Origin of the sequence: Allopontixanthobacter confluentis (genome assembly GCF_009827615.1) — a bacterium.
In the GTDB taxonomy this organism is placed as follows: domain Bacteria; phylum Pseudomonadota; class Alphaproteobacteria; order Sphingomonadales; family Sphingomonadaceae; genus Allopontixanthobacter; species Allopontixanthobacter confluentis.
Window position 1 is genome coordinate 1666153 of the sequence record NZ_WTYU01000001.1, and the last position, 21707, is coordinate 1687859.

At 58.9% G+C, this 21707-nt stretch carries 18 protein-coding genes; 14 read left to right on the forward strand and 4 right to left on the reverse strand.

Features of this window, described 5'->3' with window-relative positions; translation table 11 throughout:
• Nucleotides 1-82 precede the first annotated feature (82 nt).
• The 7 genes from GRI44_RS07830 to GRI44_RS07860 all read left to right on the forward strand — a co-directional run bounded on the left by GRI44_RS07830 (nucleotide 83) and on the right by GRI44_RS07860 (nucleotide 7283).
• Nucleotides 83-724 (forward strand): hypothetical protein, encoded by a 642-nt coding sequence (locus GRI44_RS07830; RefSeq protein WP_160600930.1) that lies wholly within the window; start codon nucleotides 83-85, stop codon nucleotides 722-724.
• A 98-nt stretch (nucleotides 725-822) separates the two neighbouring features.
• A complete protein-coding gene (locus GRI44_RS07835) occupies nucleotides 823-1185 on the forward strand; it encodes a response regulator (RefSeq protein WP_160600932.1) in 363 nt (120 codons plus the stop codon).
• A gap of 130 nt (nucleotides 1186-1315) precedes the next feature.
• Nucleotides 1316-3274 carry an acetate--CoA ligase gene (acs, locus tag GRI44_RS07840; protein ID WP_160600934.1) on the forward strand — a complete coding sequence of 653 codons (1959 nt, stop codon included), beginning with the start codon at nucleotides 1316-1318 and terminating at the stop codon, nucleotides 3272-3274.
• A 96-nt stretch (nucleotides 3275-3370) separates the two neighbouring features.
• Complete coding sequence (locus GRI44_RS07845) at nucleotides 3371-4216, forward strand: HpcH/HpaI aldolase/citrate lyase family protein (protein ID WP_332872379.1); 846 nt, start codon at nucleotides 3371-3373, stop codon at nucleotides 4214-4216.
• Between the two features lie 124 nt (nucleotides 4217-4340).
• The gene (locus GRI44_RS07850) at nucleotides 4341-5516 is read left to right on the forward strand and encodes an acyl-CoA dehydrogenase (RefSeq protein WP_160601363.1); all 1176 of its coding nucleotides are present in this window, start codon (nucleotides 4341-4343) and stop codon (nucleotides 5514-5516) included.
• A 112-nt stretch (nucleotides 5517-5628) separates the two neighbouring features.
• Entirely contained in the window at nucleotides 5629-6279 is a 651-nt protein-coding gene (gene maiA / locus GRI44_RS07855; RefSeq protein WP_160601364.1) for a maleylacetoacetate isomerase, read from the forward strand.
• Nucleotides 6276-7283 carry a fumarylacetoacetate hydrolase family protein gene (locus GRI44_RS07860; protein ID WP_160600936.1) on the forward strand — a complete coding sequence of 336 codons (1008 nt, stop codon included), beginning with the start codon at nucleotides 6276-6278 and terminating at the stop codon, nucleotides 7281-7283. The genes maiA and GRI44_RS07860 overlap by 4 nt, the downstream gene beginning before the upstream one ends.
• A 44-nt stretch (nucleotides 7284-7327) precedes the next feature.
• Here GRI44_RS07860 and GRI44_RS07865 read toward each other — a convergent pair whose 3' ends face one another.
• Both GRI44_RS07865 and GRI44_RS07870 read right to left on the reverse strand, forming a co-directional pair.
• The gene (locus GRI44_RS07865; protein ID WP_160600938.1) at nucleotides 7328-8299 is read right to left on the reverse strand and encodes an aldo/keto reductase; all 972 of its coding nucleotides are present in this window, start codon (nucleotides 8297-8299) and stop codon (nucleotides 7328-7330) included.
• Between the two features lie 185 nt (nucleotides 8300-8484).
• On the reverse strand, nucleotides 8485-10026 hold the full coding sequence (locus GRI44_RS07870; RefSeq protein WP_160600940.1) for a catalase: 1542 nt from the start codon (nucleotides 10024-10026) through the stop codon (nucleotides 8485-8487).
• A gap of 475 nt (nucleotides 10027-10501) precedes the next feature.
• On the opposite strand from GRI44_RS07870, the gene GRI44_RS07875 reads away from it, so the two are divergent.
• The 7 genes from GRI44_RS07875 to GRI44_RS07905 all read left to right on the forward strand — a co-directional run bounded on the left by GRI44_RS07875 (nucleotide 10502) and on the right by GRI44_RS07905 (nucleotide 18977).
• Nucleotides 10502-11350 carry a sulfotransferase domain-containing protein gene (locus tag GRI44_RS07875; protein WP_160600942.1) on the forward strand — a complete coding sequence of 283 codons (849 nt, stop codon included), beginning with the start codon at nucleotides 10502-10504 and terminating at the stop codon, nucleotides 11348-11350.
• 40 nt (nucleotides 11351-11390) lie between these two features.
• Nucleotides 11391-12248, forward strand: a complete 858-nt coding sequence (locus tag GRI44_RS07880; RefSeq protein ID WP_160600944.1) for a heparin lyase I family protein — start codon at nucleotides 11391-11393, stop codon at nucleotides 12246-12248.
• A gap of 324 nt (nucleotides 12249-12572) precedes the next feature.
• Nucleotides 12573-13442 (forward strand): sugar transferase, encoded by an 870-nt coding sequence (locus tag GRI44_RS07885; protein WP_232843011.1) that lies wholly within the window; start codon nucleotides 12573-12575, stop codon nucleotides 13440-13442.
• Nucleotides 13443-13446: 4 nt separating this feature from the next.
• Nucleotides 13447-14187, forward strand: a complete 741-nt coding sequence (locus GRI44_RS07890) for a polysaccharide biosynthesis/export family protein (protein ID WP_160600946.1) — start codon at nucleotides 13447-13449, stop codon at nucleotides 14185-14187.
• A gap of 46 nt (nucleotides 14188-14233) precedes the next feature.
• Nucleotides 14234-16363 carry a GumC family protein gene (locus GRI44_RS07895; protein ID WP_160600948.1) on the forward strand — a complete coding sequence of 710 codons (2130 nt, stop codon included), beginning with the start codon at nucleotides 14234-14236 and terminating at the stop codon, nucleotides 16361-16363.
• An 11-nt stretch (nucleotides 16364-16374) separates the two neighbouring features.
• The gene (locus tag GRI44_RS07900; RefSeq protein WP_160600950.1) at nucleotides 16375-17802 is read left to right on the forward strand and encodes an O-antigen ligase family protein; all 1428 of its coding nucleotides are present in this window, start codon (nucleotides 16375-16377) and stop codon (nucleotides 17800-17802) included.
• An 80-nt stretch (nucleotides 17803-17882) separates the two neighbouring features.
• Nucleotides 17883-18977, forward strand: a complete 1095-nt coding sequence (locus GRI44_RS07905) for an acyltransferase family protein (protein ID WP_160600952.1) — start codon at nucleotides 17883-17885, stop codon at nucleotides 18975-18977.
• 9 nt (nucleotides 18978-18986) lie between these two features.
• Here the strand turns inward: GRI44_RS07905 and GRI44_RS07910 are convergent, their stop codons facing one another.
• On the reverse strand, nucleotides 18987-20471 hold the full coding sequence (locus tag GRI44_RS07910) for a lipopolysaccharide biosynthesis protein (RefSeq protein WP_160600954.1): 1485 nt from the start codon (nucleotides 20469-20471) through the stop codon (nucleotides 18987-18989).
• A complete protein-coding gene (locus GRI44_RS14120) occupies nucleotides 20468-21703 on the reverse strand; it encodes a glycosyltransferase (protein WP_160600956.1) in 1236 nt (411 codons plus the stop codon). The genes GRI44_RS07910 and GRI44_RS14120 overlap by 4 nt, the downstream gene beginning before the upstream one ends.
• Nucleotides 21704-21707 lie beyond the last annotated feature (4 nt).

Below are 21707 nucleotides of genomic sequence, written 5' to 3' on the forward strand. Positions count from 1 at the left end.
TGCTGATAACCTATGCCACAGGGCTTGCGCTTGGCTGGCTGGTATGGGGCCGCGTGATCACCAAGGATGGAGAAATTGAACCATGATCGAACTGGTGCAGGCCAATTGGCTGCTGTTTGTTGCCGCATTGCTGATCGGCATTGCGATTGCCTATTGGATATTCGTTGCCAGCAGACGCACGAGGGTTGAAACGGACGGGTCCGATGCCCTTACCGAAGGGGCCGCCCCGGCAGCGCGCAATCAGGCGCTGATCGATGCGGCGCCGGCTACTGTCATCGGAAGCGCCCCCACCACTGCGGCCCCACCCCTTCAACCTGCCATTCCGCCTGCCGTGCCCGCAGGCTTGAGCGGCGCCGGAACAGCCGTGGCCGCCGCCGCGGCGCAGCAAAACGCGCAGGTTCTTGAAGAACAGGCCAGCAACCCGGTGACACAAGAAGATATTCCTGCCGCCCCGAATGCGCCCGCATCTGCCCCGGCATCGCAAAGCGGGGATGATCTGGGCCGAATCAAAGGCGTGGGGCCGAAATTGCAGGCCCTGCTGGCAACGCTGGGCGTGGACAGTTTCGCCCGGATTGCCGCATGGTCTGATGCTGAAATTGACCGGATTGACGCGCAACTGGGCCGCTTTGCAGGGCGCATCCGGCGGGACAATTGGGTCGAACAGGCGCGCTTGCTGGCAGGCGGCGATACCGCAGGGTATGAGGATAAATTCGGCAAGCTGTAGCTTCGCCGCGTCCGGGAGCGGTGTTTATTGCGCGCTGCGGAACCAAATCTGCCGTATCAGGTTAAGTTGATACTTATCAATAAACCGGAAGTTCAGATATGCCCGCACCGCGCGTCCTTGTTGCTGAAGACGAGATGATTGTCGCCTTTGACCTGTGCAACACGGTCGAAGAAGCTGGATATATCGTCGAAGGACCGCATGGCGATATCAAGTCAGCCATGAAAGCGCTGGAAAATGGCACGCCGGATATTGCCATCCTCGATGTCAATCTGACCGATGGCGAGACCTTCGAACTTGCAGAAATGCTGATTGCGCAGAATGTGCCGGTGATTTTCCATTCCGGCCATTTCAGTCCGGACGAAGTCAACGCCCGCTTTCCCATGGCGCAGGCCTGTGCCAAGCCGTGCCCGCCGCAAAAACTGCTCGTGGCGGTACAGCAGGCCCTTTCCATACCCAGCTGAATTTACACGCTGATCCGCAAGGCAGACCGCCCCTCTGGATACCGTCCCCCAGCATTTCTATCGCCTGCTGCATCTGGCCTAAAAGCGATGCGTCCTATAACGCTTCTGATTGATCATTCAGGAGCCGACAATGAGCGATGCGATTTTTCCTGTTCCAGCCCAATGGGCGGCCAATGCGCTGGTTGACAGCACTGGCTATGAAGCGAAATATCGCCGGTCCATTGCCGATCCTGACGGGTTCTGGCGCGAAGAAGCGCAGCGGATCGACTGGATCGAGGATTTCGATACCGTCAGGGATACATCCTTTGACCGGGACGATTTTCGCATTCGCTGGTTTGAAGGCGGCAAGCTCAACATTGCGGCAAATTGTCTCGACCGCCATCTGGCGGCGCGCGGCGATGATGTGGCCATCATCTGGGAGCCGGATGATCCGGCCGATGCCGGCCGCAAGATCACCTATCGCCAGTTGCACGACGATGTATGCAAATTTGCCAATGCCCTCAAGGCACACGGCGTTGCCAAGGGCGACAGGGTAACGCTTTATCTGCCGATGGTACCCGAAGCGGCGATTGCCATGCTGGCCTGTGCGCGCATTGGTGCTGTGCATTCGGTGGTGTTCGCTGGCTTTTCCCCCGATGCATTGGCGGGCAGGATCAAGGATTGCCAATCCCGCATCGTAATTACGGCTGACCAGGGCCTGCGCGGCGGCAAGACCATTCCGCTTAAGGCCAATGTCGATGCGGCGCTGGAAAAACTGTCCGCGCAAGAAGTGGCGGTCGACACGGTCATCATGCTGCGGCGCACTGGCGCGGATGTGCCGATGGTGGCCGGCCGCGATGTGGACTGGGCCGATGCCGTTTCAGGCCAGGGCGCGGATTGCCTGCCGGAAATCATGGATGCGGAAGACCCGCTGTTCATCCTTTATACCTCAGGCTCCACCGGGCAGCCCAAGGGCGTGCTTCACACCACTGGCGGATATGCGGTGTGGACCGCAATGACCCATCACTATGTGTTCGATTACCGCCCGGGCCAGGTCTATTGGTGCGCGGCCGATGTAGGCTGGGTGACGGGCCACAGCTATGTCGTCTACGCGCCGCTGATGAACGGGGCGACCACGGTGATGTTCGAAGGGGTGCCGAATTTTCCCGATTTTTCCCGCTTCTGGCAAGTGATCGACAAATATCAGGTCGAGATTTTTTACGCAGCGCCGACCGCGCTTCGGTCCCTGATGCGCGAAGGGGACAAATACGTCACCCGCACCAGCCGCCGCAGCCTGCGCCTGTTGGGCACCGTGGGCGAGCCGATCAACCCCGAAGCGTGGCAGTGGTATCACCGCGTGGTGGGCGAAATGCGCTGCCCCATCGTCGATACCTGGTGGCAAACCGAAACCGGCGGCGCGATGATCACGCCCCTGCCCGGCGCAACCGCGCTGAAGCCCGGCAGTGCCACCCTGCCCATGTTCGGCGTGCAGCCTGCCCTGGTTGATAATGACGGGGTGGAACTGGAAGGCCCCGCCGAAGGCGCGCTTATCATAAAGGACAGCTGGCCAGGCCAGATGCGCACCGTTTACGGCGATCATGACCGTTTTTTCCAGACCTATTTCACCACCTTCCCCGGCGTCTATTTTACTGGCGATGGATGCCGCCGTGATCAAGATGGCTATTACTGGATTACCGGCCGGATAGACGATGTGATCAACGTTTCGGGCCACCGCATGGGCACCGCCGAAGTGGAAAGCGCCCTTGTTTCCCACCCGCAGGTGGCAGAAGCCGCGGTGGTGGGCATGCCGCATGATGTGAAGGGGCAAGGCATTTACGCCTATGTCACCCCGATGGAGGGGATCGAGGCAGGCGAAGAATTGCGCGCTGAACTGGTCAAATGGGTGCGCAAGGAAATTGGCCCCATTGCCACGCCTGATATCGTCCAGTTCGCACCCGGCCTGCCCAAAACGCGCAGCGGCAAGATCATGCGCCGCATCCTGCGCAAAATTGCCGAAAACGACACAACCAATCTGGGTGATATATCCACACTGGCAGACCCCGGCGTGGTGGATGATTTGCTGGCGGGCCGCCCCGGCCCAAAGACATAAGCGCGTGACCATGCCTGAGCCCATGCCTGAGCCCATGCCTGAGCCCTGCCTGATCCCCTGCGTGATCCCATGAACCCCATGCGAATTATGCGCCCCATGCGAACCGCGCTGTATCTGCCTGCCAATCGCGCCAGTGCAGTGGCCAAGGCGCGCATGGCTGATTGCGATGCAGTCATTCTTCATCTGGAAGATGCGGTGGCGCCCGAAGCCAAAGATCAGGCACGCAGCGATGCCGTGGCAGCGGTGACAGAAGGTGGTTTTGGCGACCGCCTGCTGGTCATACGCATCAATGCGCTGGATAGTGCATGGGGGCCAGATGATTGCGCCGCCCTGTCAGACGCACGGCCCGATGCAGTGCTGCTGCCCAAAATTTCCAGCGCCGCAGATATTGCCGATGCCCGCGCCTTATTACCTGTTGACCTCCCCATCTGGGCCATGCTGGAAACCTGCGCTGCCTTTCTCGATCTTGGCGCGATTGCCCGCGATGGCAGGCAAAACGGGCTGGCTGCATTCGTGCTGGGCACCAACGATTTGGCCCTGGAAATGCGCTGCACGCTGGATACGCAGCGCAGCGCCCTGCTGCCCTTGTTGACGCAAGCAGTGGTGGCAGCGCGCGCGCATGGCCTGATTGTTCTGGACGGTGTGTTCAACGACATTGCAGATGCAGAAGGCCTGGCCAGCCAATGCGCGCAAGGGGCGGAATTGGGGTTTGACGGAAAAACAATCATCCACCCGGCCCAGCTTGCCCCAGCCAATACAGCCTTTGGGCCCACACCAGCGCAAATTGAGCAGGCAAGCGCGATCATCGCGGCTTTTTCTGCAGCAGAAAACGCGGGCAAGGGCGTGATCCGGCTGGATGGCAAAATGGTCGAACTGCTGCATTTGCGGCAGGCGGAACAGACTTTGGCAATCCATCGGGCAATCACTGCTCGCGCTGGCTGACCGGTTTGTTTCCGCTCTGGATAAATCAGGGTTGCCGCCCTGCTGTATCCCTGCAATTGACTGTTCTGAACCTGTTTTGAAAACCGCCGCAATGTGCTGGCGACAAGGAGTTATCATGGCCGGAATGGTGCCTTTCAGCTGGGAAGACCCGTTTGATCTTGAAGGTCAGCTGACCGAAGATGAACGCATGATCCGCGATGCAGCCCACGCCTTTGCGCAAGGGGAATTGCAGTCGCTGGTGCAGCAGGCCTACCGCGACGAACGCGCCGCGCCTGAACTTTTCCCGATGATGGGCCAGGCAGGCCTTTTGGGGGCAACCGTGCCGGAAGAATATGGCGGCGCGGGTGCTGGCTATGTTTCCTATGGCCTCATCGCGCGCGAGATCGAGCGGGTTGATTCAGGCTACCGTTCCATGGCGTCCGTCCAGTCCAGCCTCGTGATGTATCCCATCCATGCTTACGGTTCCGAAGAACAGCGGCGCAAATATCTGCCTGGCCTTGCCAGCGGCGAATTGATCGGCTGTTTCGGCCTCACCGAACCCGATGCAGGTTCAGACCCCGGCTCGATGCGCACCTATGCCAAGAAAGATGGCGATGGTTACAGCCTGTCGGGCGCGAAGACATGGATCAGCAATTCACCCTTCGCCGATGTATTCGTCGTGTGGGCGAAAAGCGAAGCGCACGGCGACGGTATCCGCGGTTTCGTGCTGGAAAAGGGCATGGCGGGGCTGTCTGCGCCCAAGATCGAAGGCAAGATGAGCCTGCGCGCATCCACCACCGGCATGATCATGATGGACGAAGTTAAGCTGCCAGCCAGCGCGCTGCTGCCCGAAGTGCAGGGGCTGAAGGGGCCATTTGGCTGCCTCAACCGTGCGCGTTATGGCATTAGCTGGGGCGCAATGGGCGCAGCGGAATTCTGCCTTGCCGCGGCGCGCCAATATGGCCTTGATCGTAAACAGTTCGACCGTCCGCTGGCCGCCACGCAGTTGTTCCAGAAAAAACTGGCCGACATGATGGCGGACATCGGCCTTGGGCTGCAGGCATCGCTGCGGGTTGGCCGGTTGATGGATGAAGGCAGGTTTGCGCCGGAAATGATTTCCATCGTCAAACGCAACAATGTCGGCAAGGCGCTGGAAGTGGCGCGCCATGCACGCGACATGCACGGCGGCAACGGCATTTCCGACGAATATCAGGTGATCCGCCACATGATGAACCTGGAAACGGTCAACACCTATGAAGGTACGCATGATGTTCATGCGCTTATCCTTGGCCGGGCCATTACCGGAATCGCGGCTTTCTGACAAAAATGCACTCCCCCTTCTCTCGGCGCCGGTGTCATGACTGGTCTATGCGCTGGCACAAGTGCCGGATTGAGTGCTAGACATGACACCGGCGGGAGAAAAAGGAAAACCGGTGCGGCTGTACAGCTACTATCGCAGTTCCACGAGCTACCGGATGCGCATTGCGCTGAACCTGAAGGGGCTCGATTACGAAATCGTGCCGGTAAACCTGCTGAAAAGCGAGCAGACAGCGCCGGAATTCAGCGCGCAGAACCCTTATGCCACCGTGCCGATGCTGGACGCATTTGGCCGCAACCGAGCGCAATCCATGGCCATGCTGGAATGGCTGGATGAAGCCTGCGGGGGCCCGGCACTGTTGCCGGCAGATATTGAACAACGCTTCACCGTGCGCGAACTGGCCTATGCCATTGCCACAGAATTACACGCGCCGCTCAACATGCCGGTATTACAATATCTGAAAACGCAGCTGGGCCACGATCAGGAAGCGGTGGACATCTGGTATCGCCACTGGCTCAAGAAAACGCTGGTTCCGGTTGAATATCGCCTCTCGCAGCTGGATACGGGCGATTTTCTGATGGCAGAACCCGGCCTGTTCGAGGCTGTGCTGATTCCGCAATTATACAATGCCCGCCGCTTCAATTTCGACCTTGGCGATATGCCCTGCATGACCCGTATCGAAAGCGCCTGCCAGACGCTGGACGCGTTCCAGCGCGCCCATCCCGATCACCAGCCCGACAATCCCGAAAAGGAAACAGCCTTATGAAACTCGCATCTTTGAAGTCGGGCCGTGATGGCAAGCTCGTTGTCGTTTCAAAAGATCTCACGCGCTATTGCGCGGCCGACAATATTGCCCCGACCATGCAGGCCGCGCTCGATAATTGGGAAGATGTGGAGCATAAATTGCAAGCGCTCTACATGGATGTCGAACATCAGGCAGTGCCGTGCGAACGCTTCCATGAACGCGAAGCGGCCTCCCCTCTGCCCCGCGCCTATCAATGGGCCGATGGCAGCGCCTACATCAATCATGTGGAACTGGTGCGCAAGGCGCGTGATGCCGAAGTGCCCGAGAGCTTCTATCACGATCCGCTGATGTATCAGGGCGGATCTGACGATTTCCTCGGCCCGCGTGACCCTATTCCCTTGGGCGATCCGGCATGGGGCTGCGACATGGAAGGCGAAATCGCCGTCATTACCGATGATGTGCCGATGGGCACCACGCCGGAAGATGCCGCCAGCCATATCAAGCTGGTGATGCTGGTGAACGATGTATCCTTGCGCGGCCTCATTCCGGGCGAACTGGCCAAGGGCTTCGGCTTTTTCCAGTCAAAGCCTGCCAGCGCCTTTTCACCAGTGGCTGTAACCCCCGATGAACTGGGCGAGGCGTGGCAGGATAGCCTGGTGCATCTACCCTTGATGGTGGATTACAATGGCGCGCCATTTGGCCGCGCTCAGGCTGGTGTCGACGCCACTTTCAACATGGCGCAATTGGTGGCCCATGCGGCGAAAACCCGCAATCTGGGCGCCGGCGCCATCATCGGGTCTGGCACTGTGTCCAACAAGGGCGCCGATGGCGGTGCGGGCAAGCCGGTCAGTGAAGGCGGGCTTGGCTATAGCTGCATCGCGGAAATCCGCATGATCGAAACCATCGCCAATGGCGAAGCCAGCACCCGGTTCATGCGCGCAGGGGACACGGTGGCAGTCGATATGCATGATGCTTCGGGCCATTCCATTTTCGGGCGGATCGAACAGGAAGTGATCGACGCCTGAGGGACGCCTTAGGGCCTGTCAGCTTGGCGCTTTGCGTCCCGGCGTCAGCCGGCAGCCCAGCTCAACCGGGCCAGTTGGTCTCCCGATAGACGCAGGCCAGCCGCGGCCACCACATCGTCCAGCTGTTCGCGTTTCGATACGCTGGCAATAGGCGCTGTAATGCCGGGTTGAGCGATCAGCCAGGCAAGGGCGATCCGGGTCAGAGTGGCGCCTGTTTCTGCCGCAACTTCATCCATCGCGGCCAGAACCGCCATCCCTTCGTCACAGTAATAATCCGCAATGCGGGCAGCACGGCTGCCAGCAATGTCGGACTGCTGGCGGTATTTGCCGGTTAGAAAACCGGATGCCAGCCCAAAATAGGGCAGCACGGCAATATCCCGCGCCATGCACAAATCCCGCAATGCGCCTTCATATGGCGTCATTGATCCCCTGCGCGCAGCCAGCCGTGTTTCGAAAGACCCGCGCGCCAAGAGGTTATATTCAGGCTGGAGCACAGTGTAAGGGGTGCCGATATCAAGCGCCGACGCCAGTCTTTCCGGTGTGAAGTTTGACGCGCCCAGGCTGGCGATCTTGCCTGCATCCAGCAATTTTCCGAAGGCCTCTGCCACATCCTCCTGCGCCACATCAAAATCATCCTGATGCGCGTAATAGACATCAATCAGGTCAATCCCGAGACGGGTAAGCGATGCGTCACAGGCGGCGGCAATTCGTTCCGGCGCAAGACCCTTGCCGCCCTCGCCCGGTAGCATACCCACCTTGGTGGCAATGCGAACCTTGTCGCGCTTGCCCGATGATTTGAGCCATTGGCCGATGATTTTTTCAGATTCGCCGCCCTTATGCCCGCTCACCCATGCCGAATAGACATCGGCAGTATCAATCATGCAGCCGCCCGCATCGACAAACCCGTCCAGAATTCGGAAACTCTCCTGCAGGTCCGCCGTCCAGCCGAATACATTTCCGCCCAACACGACAGGCAGGCCACCGAGGGCGGGATGCTGGTCGTTTTCACTCGGCATGTCTTTTGTCCTGTCTGATGGCGGTATGAGCGTGATGGCGGTATGGGCGTAGCGAAATGGCCTGAGATCGATAACAGAAAGCCGGGCAAGTCATGGTAAACCCACGCCTTGCCCGGCTGTAATGTCGTTTTCCCGCATCAACCGAAACGGCGCACAATTACGCGCCGTTCCGGCTGAAAGATGCGTCAGTTCCCGGCAGGATCACTAATCGATTTTGCCGACGCCATGCCGGGGGCTTCGGATTTGCCGCCGATCTTGTCACGAACGGCCTTTTCGATCCGTCCACCGATCGTCTTGTCGACATTTTTCCAATAATCGATGGCCCGGACCAGCACTTTCTCGCTGACGCCGTCGGCCAGATGGCCAGCCACGTTGGACACAAACCGGTCCCGCTGTGCATCATCCATCACTTCACGCACCAGAATGCCGGCCTGCGTCCAATCGTCATCATCTTCACGCAACGTATAGGCCGCGCGCACCATATCGCCGTCTGAATGCCACAGACCTGCTTCTGGACCCGGTACTGGCTGCGCGGACGGCCCGCCATAGGAATTGGGCGCATAGACAGGATCGACCGCATTGGTCACCCGCATGGCCCCTGCCCGCGAATAGCTGTTCACCGGCGCATTGCGGACGGAGTTAACCGGGATCTGCTTATAATTCACGCCCAGACGATGGCGATGGGCATCTGCGTAGGAAAAGCCGCGGGCCAGTAGCATCTTGTCGGGCGAGAGGCCGATGCCGGGAACAATATTATTCGGTTCGAACGCCAGCTGTTCGATCTGAGTGTCCCAGTCCACAGGGTTTTCATTGAGAGTGAGCTTGCCCACCTCGATCAGCGGATAATCGGAATGCGGCCATGTCTTGGTCAGATCGAACGGGTTGATCCTGTATGTCTTGGCATCATCATACGGCATGATCTGCCATTTCAGTGTCCAGCTTGGGAAATCACCCTTGTGGATGGCATCAAACAGGTCGCGGCGGTGGTAATCGCTGTCTTCGCCGGCTTTCTTGACCGCTTCATCCTGCGTCAGATGCGCGTTGCCGCTCATGCTGCCGACATCTGTATGGAAGTGGAACTTCACCCAGAATTTCTCGCCGCTTTCATTCACCAGCATATATGTGTGGCTGGAATAACCATTCATTTCACGCCAGTTTTTCGGCACCCCGCGGTCGCCCATCAGATAGGTTACCTGATGCGCGCTTTCCGGGCTGAGTGTCCAGAAATCCCACATCATGTCATGGTCACGCAGGCCATTATCCGCGCGTCGTTTCTGGCTGCGGATGAAATTCTGGAACTTGATCGGATCGCGCACGAAGAAGACCGGCGTATTGTTGCCGACCATGTCGAAATTGCCTTCCTCGGTGTAGAATTTTACCGAGAAACCCCGCGGGTCACGCCACGTATCGGGGCTGCCGCGTTCACCGGCAACGGTAGAAAACCGCATGGCCACATCGGTCTTCTTGCCTTTCTTGAACAGATCGGCCTTGGTGTATTTCGACACATCGGCGGTGGTTTCGAAGGAGCCGAAAGCACCTGAACCCTTGGCATGGGGCTGCCGCTCGGGAATGCGCTCGCGGTTGAAATTGGCCATCTGCTCGAGCAGATAATGGTCGTGCAGAACAATCGGGCCATCAGGACCGACTGTAAGCGAATGCTCGTCGCTCTGGACGCGGATGCCCCCATCGGTGGTGGTTGCAGGGGCAGGCATTTTCTTGTCAGCCATGATCGGCTCCTTTGATAAAATCTCTCTTTCTCAATACGCTCCGGCATCCAAGCTGTTCCTGATGCCATTGCCCGCAGAATACAGGCTGACGCGGCGGACCGCGCTGCACAACTCAGTAATAAACCGTAATGTCTGGCCGCAGCATCTGCGCCACCAAATCAGGGCTGACAAATCAGATCATCAAGGCAGTCAGGACACACGATTCAGGCCAGAGGCTTAATATCGCATGGCATGAATTCCCCTAATGCCTGCCCTTTACATGTCGGGTGCCTAACCCTGTCTGTGCATTTCAAGGCGTCCTGCATTTTATACTTGCAATTACGCATTTGACTTCTTGACATATCAGAGCAGATTGCAGGCTTGTGCAGAGGTGAGAGGAACTTCAGGTGGCATTTGTCGAAGATTCCACGGTAAAAATGCGGAATGGCGCTGACATCACCGCGTATTTTCCGTCGCGGCGACGGAGCGTCCGGACATGAGCGCGTCACCCAACTTCTTGTATATCGGGACCAGCAAGGCAGGTTCCACCTGGATTTTCAAAGTGCTGTCATGGCACCCGCAAATCCATATGTACCCGGGCAAGGATCTCGGCTTTTTCACCAGCCAGTTTGATCGCGGGTGGGATTGGTATTCCGCGAATTTCACACCTGAACCGCGTCAGAAAATCATCGGCGAAGTGTCCCATAGCTACATGATTTCCACGCAAGCGCGGGACCGCATTCATGCAACATTGCCCGATGCCAAATTGCTGGTGTGCCTGCGCGAACCGGTTGAGCGGACTTTCTCCCAATATCTCGACGGGATCAAGAACGGCAAATTCGAAGGCACATTCGAGGACGCGCTGGAGAAAGTTCCGTCCCTGATCGACAGAAGCCGGTATGGCACCCACATTGCGCAATATCTGGAACTGTTCCCGCGTGAGCAGATCCATATCGCCAGCTTTGACCAGTTGAAGACAAGTCCGACCCAGTTTGCCGCCGACATGTTTGCGTTTCTTCATGTCGATCCGCTCGAAATTCCGGAAAAGCTTGGCCAGAAAGTGCTGCCCGCAGGCACGCCCAGAAACCGCGGCATCACCATGGCGGCGAAGAAAATGGCCAGCGCGGCAGAAGAAATCGGTCTTGTCCGCCTGAAAGGCCGGGTCAAGACTTCGCCGTTCATCCGCAACCTCCTCTACAAGCCGTACACAACGGGCGCGCGCCCGCAGATGTCTGCCGAAACAAAAGCACGGCTGCGCGAAATGATGCGCGGCGAAGTGCGCTTGCTAGACAAGGTCGCGGGCACGGATTTTGCCAACCTGTGGTCATACCCCGAAAGCGGATAGGCTGCGGGTTTCGCGCTCTGGAAAAGGAGGGTTGGGCTTGATGCGCATTTCAATCCTGTTTGCGGCTGCGATTGTTGCCGCCACGATCGCGCCCGCCCTGTTCCAACCGGGCGGCAGTGATGAAACTGCCGCAGGCGCGGACACAGTCCGTATTCCAGTCATTTACAACAGCACGCTGGTTCATGGTTACACACCGTCACCAATAGAATTTGCAGGCCGCCCATGGCGGGTAAATGCTGGCTCAACATGGAACAGGGACCTCGATTACCCGGTGCGAATTTCCGCCAGCGGTAAAAGCATCCGGCTTGAAATCCGCGATAGCGAGGCAAGCAGGTCGCGCAATGACAGGCCCGGCAAAAGGCGCGCCGAACTCAGCACCAGCCTTTATGGGGACGACGCCCGCCTGCCCAATGGCAAAATGTTATGGGGCGCGTTTTCTTTTAACCATCTGCCATGGGCAGACCCTGCGGGAATGCGCGAATTATGGGGCGGGGTTTACGGGCAAATCCACATGGGGTCCGGCTTCGGCGGATCGCCAGCCTTTGCGGTGAGGCGCAAGGCCGATGGGCGATTGTGGATCACCACGCGGGGGGAATTGGACAGTGAGGGAACTGACCGATATCTGGCGCCGCTGTCCTTCGGGGAACGCCACGATCTGGTCTATGCCATCACCCTGCATCCGGTAAATGGCAATGCCAGGGTGTGGATTGATGGGCGGCAGGTGGTCAATGTATCCAACGTCTCGATCGGCAGCAGGGATGCCCGCGCATATTGGGCGTTTGGCCTGTATTTCGCTGGCGGTGTTACCAGCCCGGTAGTGGCCGAATATAGCAATATGATCGCGCCGGGCATGACCCCGCTGACGCAGCGGATAGCTACGCCTCCTGAATGGCAGTGACGCCGCAAACGCCGCATCCGCGTGTTGGCACACGCATCACCCATAGACCTGATTCCGGCAAACCGTTGGCCGGACTCGAATCAAGATTGATTTCTATAGGTAAATAACCCGCTTGCATAACTAAAGGCTTTAACTAAAAATATTCATCAAAATAAAGTGAGTCGCATCAGAGCTTTCTAAGGGGGAAAGATTCATGCGACTTGATCACAGAACCGCTCCTGTGCTTACCCATTCCAATCGCCTTGTGTCGGAAGACTGCTTGTTTCTGCGCGTTGACGGTTTGTTACCTGCGCTCCTGCCTGTTCAGGATTGTGAGCACGCTTGATGAACCGGCCCCGCTCTCTTGAAGATATTGACGTTGACCATGCAACGATGGACGAAACCTCCATTGCATCTGCATTTTTCAATACGTCCGGCAAAATTTCGAAACCGATTTCGTTCGACTATTTGCGCCGCGAGAGCGCGTGTCCGAAACAGGCCGTAGCATTTCCCGGATTTTCCCGGATTGGCGAAAAAGCCGAGGGCGACCAGCAGCTGATGCGCGGCGTGATCGGGGCCGTGACGCCGGATTATGTGACGGGCCGGCGGCAGCTGACTGCCAAACGCCTGTTCGACATAACCGCCAGCATTGCTGGCCTGCTAATCCTCGCTCCGGTCTTCGCCTTCGTCTTTCTGATGATCTGGCTTACCGACAGCGGGCCTGCCATTTATGCCCATGAACGGGTGGGCAGGAACGGCCAGTTGTTCCGGTGCCTGAAATTCCGGACGATGCGCAGGGATGCCGATCAGGCCCTGGCAGTTTTGCTGCAAAGCGATCCCGAAGCGCGGCGCGAATGGGACCGGGCGCAAAAGCTGCGGCACGACCCGCGGATCAGCCCGATCGGCAGGTTCCTGCGCCTGAGCAGTCTGGATGAACTTCCCCAGCTCCTCAATGTGCTCGCAGGCGACATGAGCCTGGTTGGCCCGCGCCCGATTATCCTGTCCGAATGCCATCGCTATGGGCGTTATCTGGGCAAATATCTTGATCTGACCCCCGGCCTGACCGGGCTGTGGCAGGTCAGCGGCAAAAACAGCGTCAGTTACCGCCGCAGGGTCGCGCTGGATGTTCTCTACCACCAACAGGCCTCTTTCCGGCTCGACCTGATGATCCTGCTCAAGACAATCCCTGCCATCGCACGGACGGAAGGATATTAGCGCCATGCATGATTACGAGCGATATTATGACGATCTGCATGCCGGGGGCAGACGCGCTTCCGGCCATACTGCCGCAGCGGCCCAGGTCATGCTTGCGGCGCTGGCGTGGCTTGGCACGGCTGGCTGCACTTCCATTTCCAGCGATGCCCCCGCAGGCGCGCAGGCCTATGCCATCATGCCATCCATCCAGCCGCAGACGGATCGCTATCTGATTGGCACTGCCGATACGGTCACGGTGATGGTTTTCCGCGAACCTGAACTCAGCGTCACCGACCGGATCGTCGACCAGGGCGGCAATCTTAACCTGCCGCTGGTTGGTGACATTGATGTCCGGGGCAAGACTGCCGGACAATTGTCTGACGAAATCAGGCTGCGTCTGGCGCGCTATGTGATCGACCCCAAAGTGTCCGTCGGCATTGTGTCGGCATCCCAGAATATCGCAGTCGAAGGCAGCGTGAACCAGCCCGGCGTCTATCCTGTTCCCGGCCGGTCCTCGCTTATCCAGGCCATGGCTCTGGCCCGCAGCCCTACGCCTGTCGCTGCGCTGGATCAGGTGTTTGTCTTCCGCACTATCGATGGCCGCGAACAGGCGGCGCGGTTCGATCTCCGGCGGATCAGGGCGGGGCATGACCCCGATCCGGTCATTCTGCCGGGCGACAAGATCGTCGTGGGAATTTCCAACCTCAAGGAACTGTGGCTCGAATATCTATCAATCCCTGTTTTCAATATCTTCCGGACGTTTTGAGAAACCCCTCAAACCGCAGCCGGCAGTAAAGAACGGTGTCAATCCAATGCGCTATGAAGGAAAAACGATAGCAGAAAACGCGGTCTCGCTGGATCTTGATTATCCGCGCAGGGAAACGCCATCAACCACGCCGATGCAGAAGATCATGGCGATGGCGTATCGGCAGCGCTGGACGCTGCTGGCCGCATTTCTGGTCGTTTTCATCATCGGCGCCATCCTGACATTTGCTGCCCCGCGCGAATATACCGCTGCTGCATCGGTGCAGTTTGAACAGCAACCGCCGCGCATCATTGCCCTGCCCGATCTTGAACCGGCCCCATCAGCGCAGGATGCAGAACGATTTTTGCAGACCCAGCTTGATCGTGTGCGCAGCCGGCAGATTGCCGACCGGGTCAGCGACAGGCTGAAAATTGCCGCTACCCCGCGCTATCTCGAAGCCTTGCAGATTGACCCCGCCGCGCCAGACCAGTTGCAGAACCGGATTTTCCTTGCCTTACAAAGCGGTCTGCTGGCTGAAATCGGCCTCAACACGCGGATTGCCACGATCAAATTCACCAGCCGCGATCCGGTTATTTCCGCACAAATTGCCAATGGCTTCGCTCGCGAACTGATCGACTCCAGCCTCAAGGACAAGGAAGAAACCTCTACCAAGGCGCTGGGTTACCTTCAGGAACAACTGGCCGATGCCAAGACCAGGCTGGAAGATTCCGAGCGGCGCACGCTGCTTTATGCGCGCAAGGCCAATCTGACCCAGACCATAGCGCCCGGGCTGGGCGTGGATAATGGCTCGCTGGTGGCGCGGCAGTTGGGCAGCCTGACAGATTCGCTGTCTGATGCCACTGCCCGGCGCATCGAGACGCAGCAATTGTGGCAACAGGTTCGCAACACCTCTGCCATGGCCGTGCCTGATGTTCTGCAAAACCGCGCAATCCAGGACCTGATGGCGCAAAAGGCGCAAGTGCAGTCGGCGCTGGCCCAGGAACGCCAGCGGCACACGGAAGAATACCCCGCCGTGCGCGAAATGGCGGAACAGGTGCGCGAAATTGACGGGATGATCGGCAGTCTTTCGGAAAATATCCGCCGGTCCTATTTTGCCCGCTATTCCGCTGCGGCAAAGCAGGAGCAGCAGCTCAATTCCGCAGTCGACCGGCTCCAATCCTCCGCCATGGCCGAGCAGGAACGCGGGGTGGAATTCAATTCCCTGAAGCGGGAGGCGGAAACGAACAAGGTTTTCTACGATGGTCTGCTGCAACGGTACAAGGACATTGCCGCTGCATCGGGCGCGCCGCCGGTCAATGTCTTCATGATCGACCGGGCGCAGGCATCGCTCAAGCCTTCGTCACCCAATATTCCGCAGAATCTCGGCCTTGCACTGATCGGCGGGCTACTGTTCGCCTCATTTGCGGGGCTGCTGCGCGAAAAGATCCACGATGTCGTCCGCACGCAGGAGGATATTGAGGAAGCAACCGGTGTCCCGTCGCTGGGCGTGGTGCCCAAGGTGGACGGGTCGGGCGACATTCTAAGCCTGCTTGCTGATCCTTCCTCCGCGCAGGCCGAAGCGCATAATTCGCTGGCCGTGTCGCTGCAGCAGCTGAATGACGGAATTCTGCCTGAAAGCGTACTCTTGACCAGCAGTATGCCCGGTGAAGGCAAATCCACCACTGCAATCGGGCTGGCACGCAGCCTGACCCGGCTTGGCCATAGTGTACTGCTGATCGACGGTGATCTCAGGAACCCGTCGCTGACGAATATTCTTGGACCGGTGCCTGCAATCGGGCTGGCAGACGTGCTGGAAGGCAAGGGAAAACTTGCCAAGGCCGTTTTCCAGCCCGACGGGGAGGATTTCAAGGCCATCGCCGCAGGCAATCTGACGATGCCGCCTGTCAGCGTGTTGGCGCAGTCAAAGACCAGTCCGGTGCTGGAAGAATTGTCTGAACTGGCCGACATAGTGTTGATTGACGGTCCGCCGATCCTTGGTCTGGCAGATGCGGTCCTGCTGTCGCAGGCCGCCGAAGTAACGGTGATGGTGGTGGAAGCCAACTGGATCGACAAATCGCATCTGGCTTCTGCTGTGGGCCGCCTGCCCCAACACACCAAGATCGGCGCAATTCTGACGAAATTCAGCCCGCGGATCGCCGGAGTGCGTTACGGCTACAACAATTATTACGCCCGCTAGATGGTGCGGGCATGACACAATCTGCCTTTGCTGACCGCCTGGCAGCCAGACGCCGGGCGCGGGCCAATGCGCCGGCCGCGCGCCGTACGCAAAGCATCAATGCGCTTGAACGCACCGCTCTGCTTGGCGGGATGGCGGTGCTGTTATTGCTCAACATCGCCCTGATCGGGCTGAAAGTTGGCCCGCTGCCAGTCCGGGCTGCACTGGCAGTGGCGTTTCTGGGTCTGGCCACCCTCCAGTATCCAGCCGCGTTTCGTCATGCGCTGGGCCGCCAGTCGGGGCTGGTGTGGCTGGCCATCCTGTTGGCAGCGCTGGGCACATTTGTCAGCCTGATCAACCGCGCACCGGCCCCTGTCATCATCGGTTCGCTGATCGAAGTGCATCTGCAGATTATCGTGACAGTGCTTCTGGCGACAATGGTGGCCCATCTGTGCGGGGCACGGCCTGTTCTGCTGACAGTCGCAGCGGTGGTGGGGTTGAGCGCGCTGGTCGCTCTCGTCCAGTTCGCAGGGGCTGGATGGGCATGGCAGATCCGAGAAACCCTTGGCCAGATTCAAGGGCAGAACATGGCGGAAGTGAAATATTTCCTCAAAGGGCGGCCAATGGGGCTGTCATTCTCGCCCATCCATCTGGGAACCCAGCTATGCATTGCCTTTGCTGCTGTCACCATCACGCGTGTGGGGCTGGCGCCCGGGCACAAACAGCGCGCGTGGCTTGATCCGGTAGTGGTTGGCGCGGTTCTGTTCCTGCTCGTTTTTTCTGCGGTGAGCGGCAACCGGTCGCCCATTCTCGGCGCAGGCATTTTCCTTGCCTTCTACGCTTCCCGCAAGGGCGGCGCGATGCTCCCTGCCATGTTGCTTGGCCTTGCCATCTTTGCCTATTTTCTCTTTCCCGTCCTGCTTGATGCCATGCAATCGGCAAATCTGCGCATTGCCCAATCGGCTGACCGGTCTGCCCTGACCCGGGTGCCGCTTGTGACGCTTGGCTGGAAGCTGTTTCTGGACAATCCGTTGGGCTATGGGTTCGGCTTTGAACCTTTCGCTCACTGGAGCAAATATTGGCATGAAATCTACACGCTGCCAGGCGCCGATGCCGTGCGCGACCGGGACTTGCACAATTACCCGCTGAGTATGCTCAACACTTACGGGATCGGGCTGTTACTGGCGCTGCCGCTGGCGGTTTTGCTGCTGGCCCGGTCCAAAATCTTCCTCATCTATTTCATTCCCTACGTGATCCATATCCTGTTCCACAATTCCGGCCCGTTCTGGAATGATACGTTGATCTGGTTTGCGATTGGCGCAGTGTCCGCGATGAAATTAGCGCAGCCAGACGATGGTGCGCCGCGGCATTTTGCGCGGTCCCTGCCCGGTCAGCTGCGGCTGACGCGCCAGACATTTACAAAATCCCTTTCGCAGCGCGGCACAATGCTGCGGCCATGATTTTCGCCCGCTATCTGCAATTCAGGCAAGCCTGGTAAAGGAACACGGCAATCGACCCCAAGGCAAGTTCTGGCGCTGACATGACAAATGCACCGGTTCCCGGGCGGGACCGGCTGGGCGAACTCGACAGTTTGCGCGGCATCGCGATCATTGCGGTGGCCTGTTACCACTATCTCTATCGCTTCCCCGAATTTTACCCTTACTCTTTTCGCGTCTGGCCTGTCTGGCAATTGGGCTCCCTTGGGGTGGAGCTGTTTTTCGTCATTTCCGGCTTCGTGATCGCGCTGACCCTGCAGGCAAGCAAGGCTCCCAATGAATTTGCGGTGCGGCGAATGTCGCGGCTGATGCCTGCGATGGTGGCCTGTTCGCTGCTGACTTTTACTGCCATGCACCTGGCCGATACGCCCTTTGCAGATTTTCGCCGGGTAGGCTGGCAGGGTTTTGTCCCGTCATGGACTTTCACTTCGCCCCAATTGTGGGGCTGGTTGCTGCCTGATGTGCGGTTTATCGACGGAGCCTATTGGTCGCTATTTGTCGAAATACGGTTTTATATCCTTATCTCGCTCCTCTATTTTTTCGTCTCGCGCAAACATTATGCGATTGCCGTTCTGGTCCTCTGCCTGGCCGCCACCTTGGCCGACATGCTGACCGGCACCGCAGCTACAAATACTCTCAATCAATTGATCCGCCTGCTGTTCTTTCCCGATTACCTCCCGCTTTTTGTCGTCGGGGTGTTCAGTTACGAACTGTTCACGGGCAAGCGCAGCGCGGCCTGTATTGCAGGTTTTTGCTTGTCTGCTGCAACTGCCCTTGCTGAAGGCTTTACCAAGGGCATGGGCACAGCGCTGGTCATCACCGGTATCATCGCCGTGTTCGTAATGCTGATCTTGAACCGGAAACTGCTCAGCTTCCTCAATTGGCGGCCCCTTCAATGGCTGGGCGTGTGCAGCTATTCCTTTTACCTGCTTCACCAGAACATCGGCATGCTGGTCATCACCCAGTTTCCTGATGGCCTCGGGCCAATTGGCGCCGCCTTCGCGATTGCGCTTACCATTGCGCTGATCGCATTGCTGGCATCGGGCATTTACATCTGGGTGGAACGGCCCGGCCAGCGGCTGGCGCGGCGGATCTTCTCGGCCCGCAGCCCCCGCCTCCAGCCCGCACCTGCCGAATAGAGCGCGTTATTACTTATCGGGGCGCAACCGCTGCAATTTGGCCGAAATCAGCTTCTGCAGCCAGACCCCGTCATCGCCCAGGGCGGGCCTGAGTGCAAACCACAGGACACTGCCTGCCGCCAGTGCAGCGCCCCCGCCCGCCAGCAGGACCGGCAAATCCCCCAGCGCCGCCCGCCGCGCCAAATGGACCGCCACCCACACCGGCCCCACCAGCAGCATCGACATGGCCAGATGCCGCAGATGCACGATCACCACCGGCATCACGGCAAGGCCGGTAATCCGCCGAACCAGATCGAACATCAGGAGGAAATTGGCCATTACCGCCAGGCCAACCCCGGCAGCAACGCCGGCAACGCCGTAAGCTGAACCGGCGTAGGCCCCCGATGCCACAAGGCCTGCATAGACCCACTGACGCCACGCACGCTGATACATGGACCCCATCGCCTGAACCACAGAATCGCTGATCTTGTAACTTGTGCGGAACAGCAGGGATGCGACCAGTATCTGGAACGGCGCAACCATCGCATCCCACCTTTTACCGAGCAGGAAATGCACGGTTTCCGGCGCCAGAATGATAAGAATGCCGCTAACCGGGATGGTGACCATCGCAATGACGCCAATGGCGCGCTGAAACGCTGCCGCAACCCGTTCGGGCTGATCCTGGATTGATGACATGGATGGCAACAACACTGTCGATGCAGCGCGGCCAAACAATTGCGCTGGCAGCATCAGAAACTGGTATGCCCGGTTGTAAAAACCAAGCGCCTCTGCCCCCAGCCAACGGCCAACAATAAAATAATCAATCTGAAGCGCAACGAAATTGCCCACCTGCCCCAAAGAAAATGCGTAGCCCACATGGATCAATTCGCGCGCGACCTGCGGTTTTGCCCACAAGCCCAGCTTGGGGCGAGCCAGAATATGCAGCGTCAGCATGCGGCTGCTGACCTGCGCCATATAGGCCCATGCCAATGACCATGCGCCAAACCCCAGCAGCGCCAGCGGCAGGGCAACAAAGCCAAATCCGAATACGAAACTGCCCAGTTCCACCAGCCCCAATACGCGGAACCGCCGCGCCCGCTGGATCAGCGCGCCCGGCACAGCAGCCAGACTGCTGAACAGCAGCGTCAGCGAAAGAAACCGGATAAATGGAACCAGCTCCGGTATGCGAAAAACCGCCGACACGGGTTCTGCTGTGAAATAAATGCCGGTTGCCGCTGCCAGCCCGGTATACAGTGAAATCGCGGAACTGGCCTGAATATGATCGCGCGTCAGGACAAGCCGCTGCACCACCGCGCGCGAAATGCCGATCTGGCTGAACTGGTTGGCGACACTGGTGACGACCGTGGCCGCCGCAATAATGCCGAATTCGCGCGCGGAAATGGTCCGCGCAAGCAGGATCAGCACTGCGGCACGCAGCACCATGTTGGCCGCAATCGCCAGCACCTGCCACGCCATCCCGTCAACCGCTTCTTCGGTGAGGGACCCCTTTTTCATTCCGCAGTGCCCATGGGCAAGGCAGGCCCGTCTGCCGCGCTTTGGGCCGCAGCCCATGCCGCGCAATATTGCTGCATACTGTGTGCGGCGGAAAATTTCTGTTCGATCAGGTGCCGTGCCGCTGTTCGCCGTACCGCTGCTGCTGCGGCAGGTTCACCGGCCAGTTCTGCCACAGCGCGGTCGATGGCCGGTTCATCATCCGCGTTGACGATCTTGCCCAATGCCGTGTCGGGGATCAGTTCTTCAATCCCCTCACTTTGCGAAACGATAATGCTGCATCCCGCCAGCATGGCTTCCTTGATAACATTGGGCAGACGTTCCGATGGTTTGGTGGACAGGAGCAGGAACAGCGCTGCCTGCTGCATTCTGGCCATCAGATTTTCGCGGCTGACATGGCCGCAGAAACGCACGGCACCGTCCGGCACCAGCGCCGCAGCCAGTTTTTCAAGCCGGGCGCGGTCGGGCCCATCGCCGAAAATCTCCAGCCGCAACTTTGCATCATGGCCATATGCGCGGGCAAAAGCGCGGATGACCGACGCTACATTTTTTGATGGGTAGAGGGCAGCAGCAGTCAGCCAGAGATTGCGGTCCCGCTGCGGGCTGTCAGCCGCGTCAATGCTGATGGGAATGCCGCGATGAACCACGTTCAGCGGCGTGCCCGCCTGCGCCCTGCGGGAAAGATAAGGCCGGTTGGCTTCTGCATGGGTGAACAGGACATCCGCCTCGTCAATTGCCATGCGGGTCAGGAAATCATCCGCCACCAGATCATAGGCGCCGACAAATGCCGAACGCAGCACCGGAGAATGGCGGCTTTTAAGGATGGGGAAAATCAGGCTGGCATGGCGGGACCAGAACAAATGGACCACGTCTGGCGCTTGCGTGCTGATATGCTCGGCAATTTCCGCGCAGCGGGGCAGGGCCAGCAATGCGCCCAGCGCAGCGCGGGGCTGGCGCCGTATGTTCTTCAGAATTTGCCCGCTCAACCGCCACAGCACGGCGCGTGACCGCCAGCAAAGTTTTAGCCACCGCGCCGCCCCGCCCAGCGCTGGCCGCATCACCGGCAAGTCTGGCGGTATCCCACGTTCAAGGTCAAGCTGGCGCTGGTTTTTCGCCGGAGGCTTGATGGTGTAAACGGTGACAGCGTGACCGTCATTTTTCAGCGCAAGGATGTCTGACAGGGCAAAGGCCTGACTTGGCACCAGAAATTGCGGGAAGATGTAGCTAACTTTCACGCCG

Coding starts and splice junctions, on each gene's coding strand:
- GRI44_RS07830 (WP_160600930.1), top strand. CDS start 83: ATGATCGAACTGGTGCAGGCCAATTGGCTGCTGTTTGTTGCCGCATTG.
- GRI44_RS07835 (WP_160600932.1), top strand. CDS start 823: ATGCCCGCACCGCGCGTCCTTGTTGCTGAAGACGAGATGATTGTCGCC.
- acs (WP_160600934.1), top strand. CDS start 1,316: ATGAGCGATGCGATTTTTCCTGTTCCAGCCCAATGGGCGGCCAATGCG.
- GRI44_RS07845 (WP_332872379.1), top strand. CDS start 3,371: ATGCGAACCGCGCTGTATCTGCCTGCCAATCGCGCCAGTGCAGTGGCC.
- GRI44_RS07850 (WP_160601363.1), top strand. CDS start 4,341: ATGGTGCCTTTCAGCTGGGAAGACCCGTTTGATCTTGAAGGTCAGCTG.
- GRI44_RS07860 (WP_160600936.1), top strand. CDS start 6,276: ATGAAACTCGCATCTTTGAAGTCGGGCCGTGATGGCAAGCTCGTTGTC.
- GRI44_RS07865 (WP_160600938.1), bottom strand. CDS start 8,299: ATGCCGAGTGAAAACGACCAGCATCCCGCCCTCGGTGGCCTGCCTGTC.
- GRI44_RS07870 (WP_160600940.1), bottom strand. CDS start 10,026: ATGGCTGACAAGAAAATGCCTGCCCCTGCAACCACCACCGATGGGGGC.
- GRI44_RS07875 (WP_160600942.1), top strand. CDS start 10,502: ATGAGCGCGTCACCCAACTTCTTGTATATCGGGACCAGCAAGGCAGGT.
- GRI44_RS07880 (WP_160600944.1), top strand. CDS start 11,391: ATGCGCATTTCAATCCTGTTTGCGGCTGCGATTGTTGCCGCCACGATC.
- GRI44_RS07885 (WP_232843011.1), top strand. CDS start 12,573: ATGAACCGGCCCCGCTCTCTTGAAGATATTGACGTTGACCATGCAACG.
- GRI44_RS07890 (WP_160600946.1), top strand. CDS start 13,447: ATGCATGATTACGAGCGATATTATGACGATCTGCATGCCGGGGGCAGA.
- GRI44_RS07895 (WP_160600948.1), top strand. CDS start 14,234: ATGCGCTATGAAGGAAAAACGATAGCAGAAAACGCGGTCTCGCTGGAT.
- GRI44_RS07900 (WP_160600950.1), top strand. CDS start 16,375: ATGACACAATCTGCCTTTGCTGACCGCCTGGCAGCCAGACGCCGGGCG.
- GRI44_RS07905 (WP_160600952.1), top strand. CDS start 17,883: ATGACAAATGCACCGGTTCCCGGGCGGGACCGGCTGGGCGAACTCGAC.
- GRI44_RS07910 (WP_160600954.1), bottom strand. CDS start 20,471: ATGAAAAAGGGGTCCCTCACCGAAGAAGCGGTTGACGGGATGGCGTGG.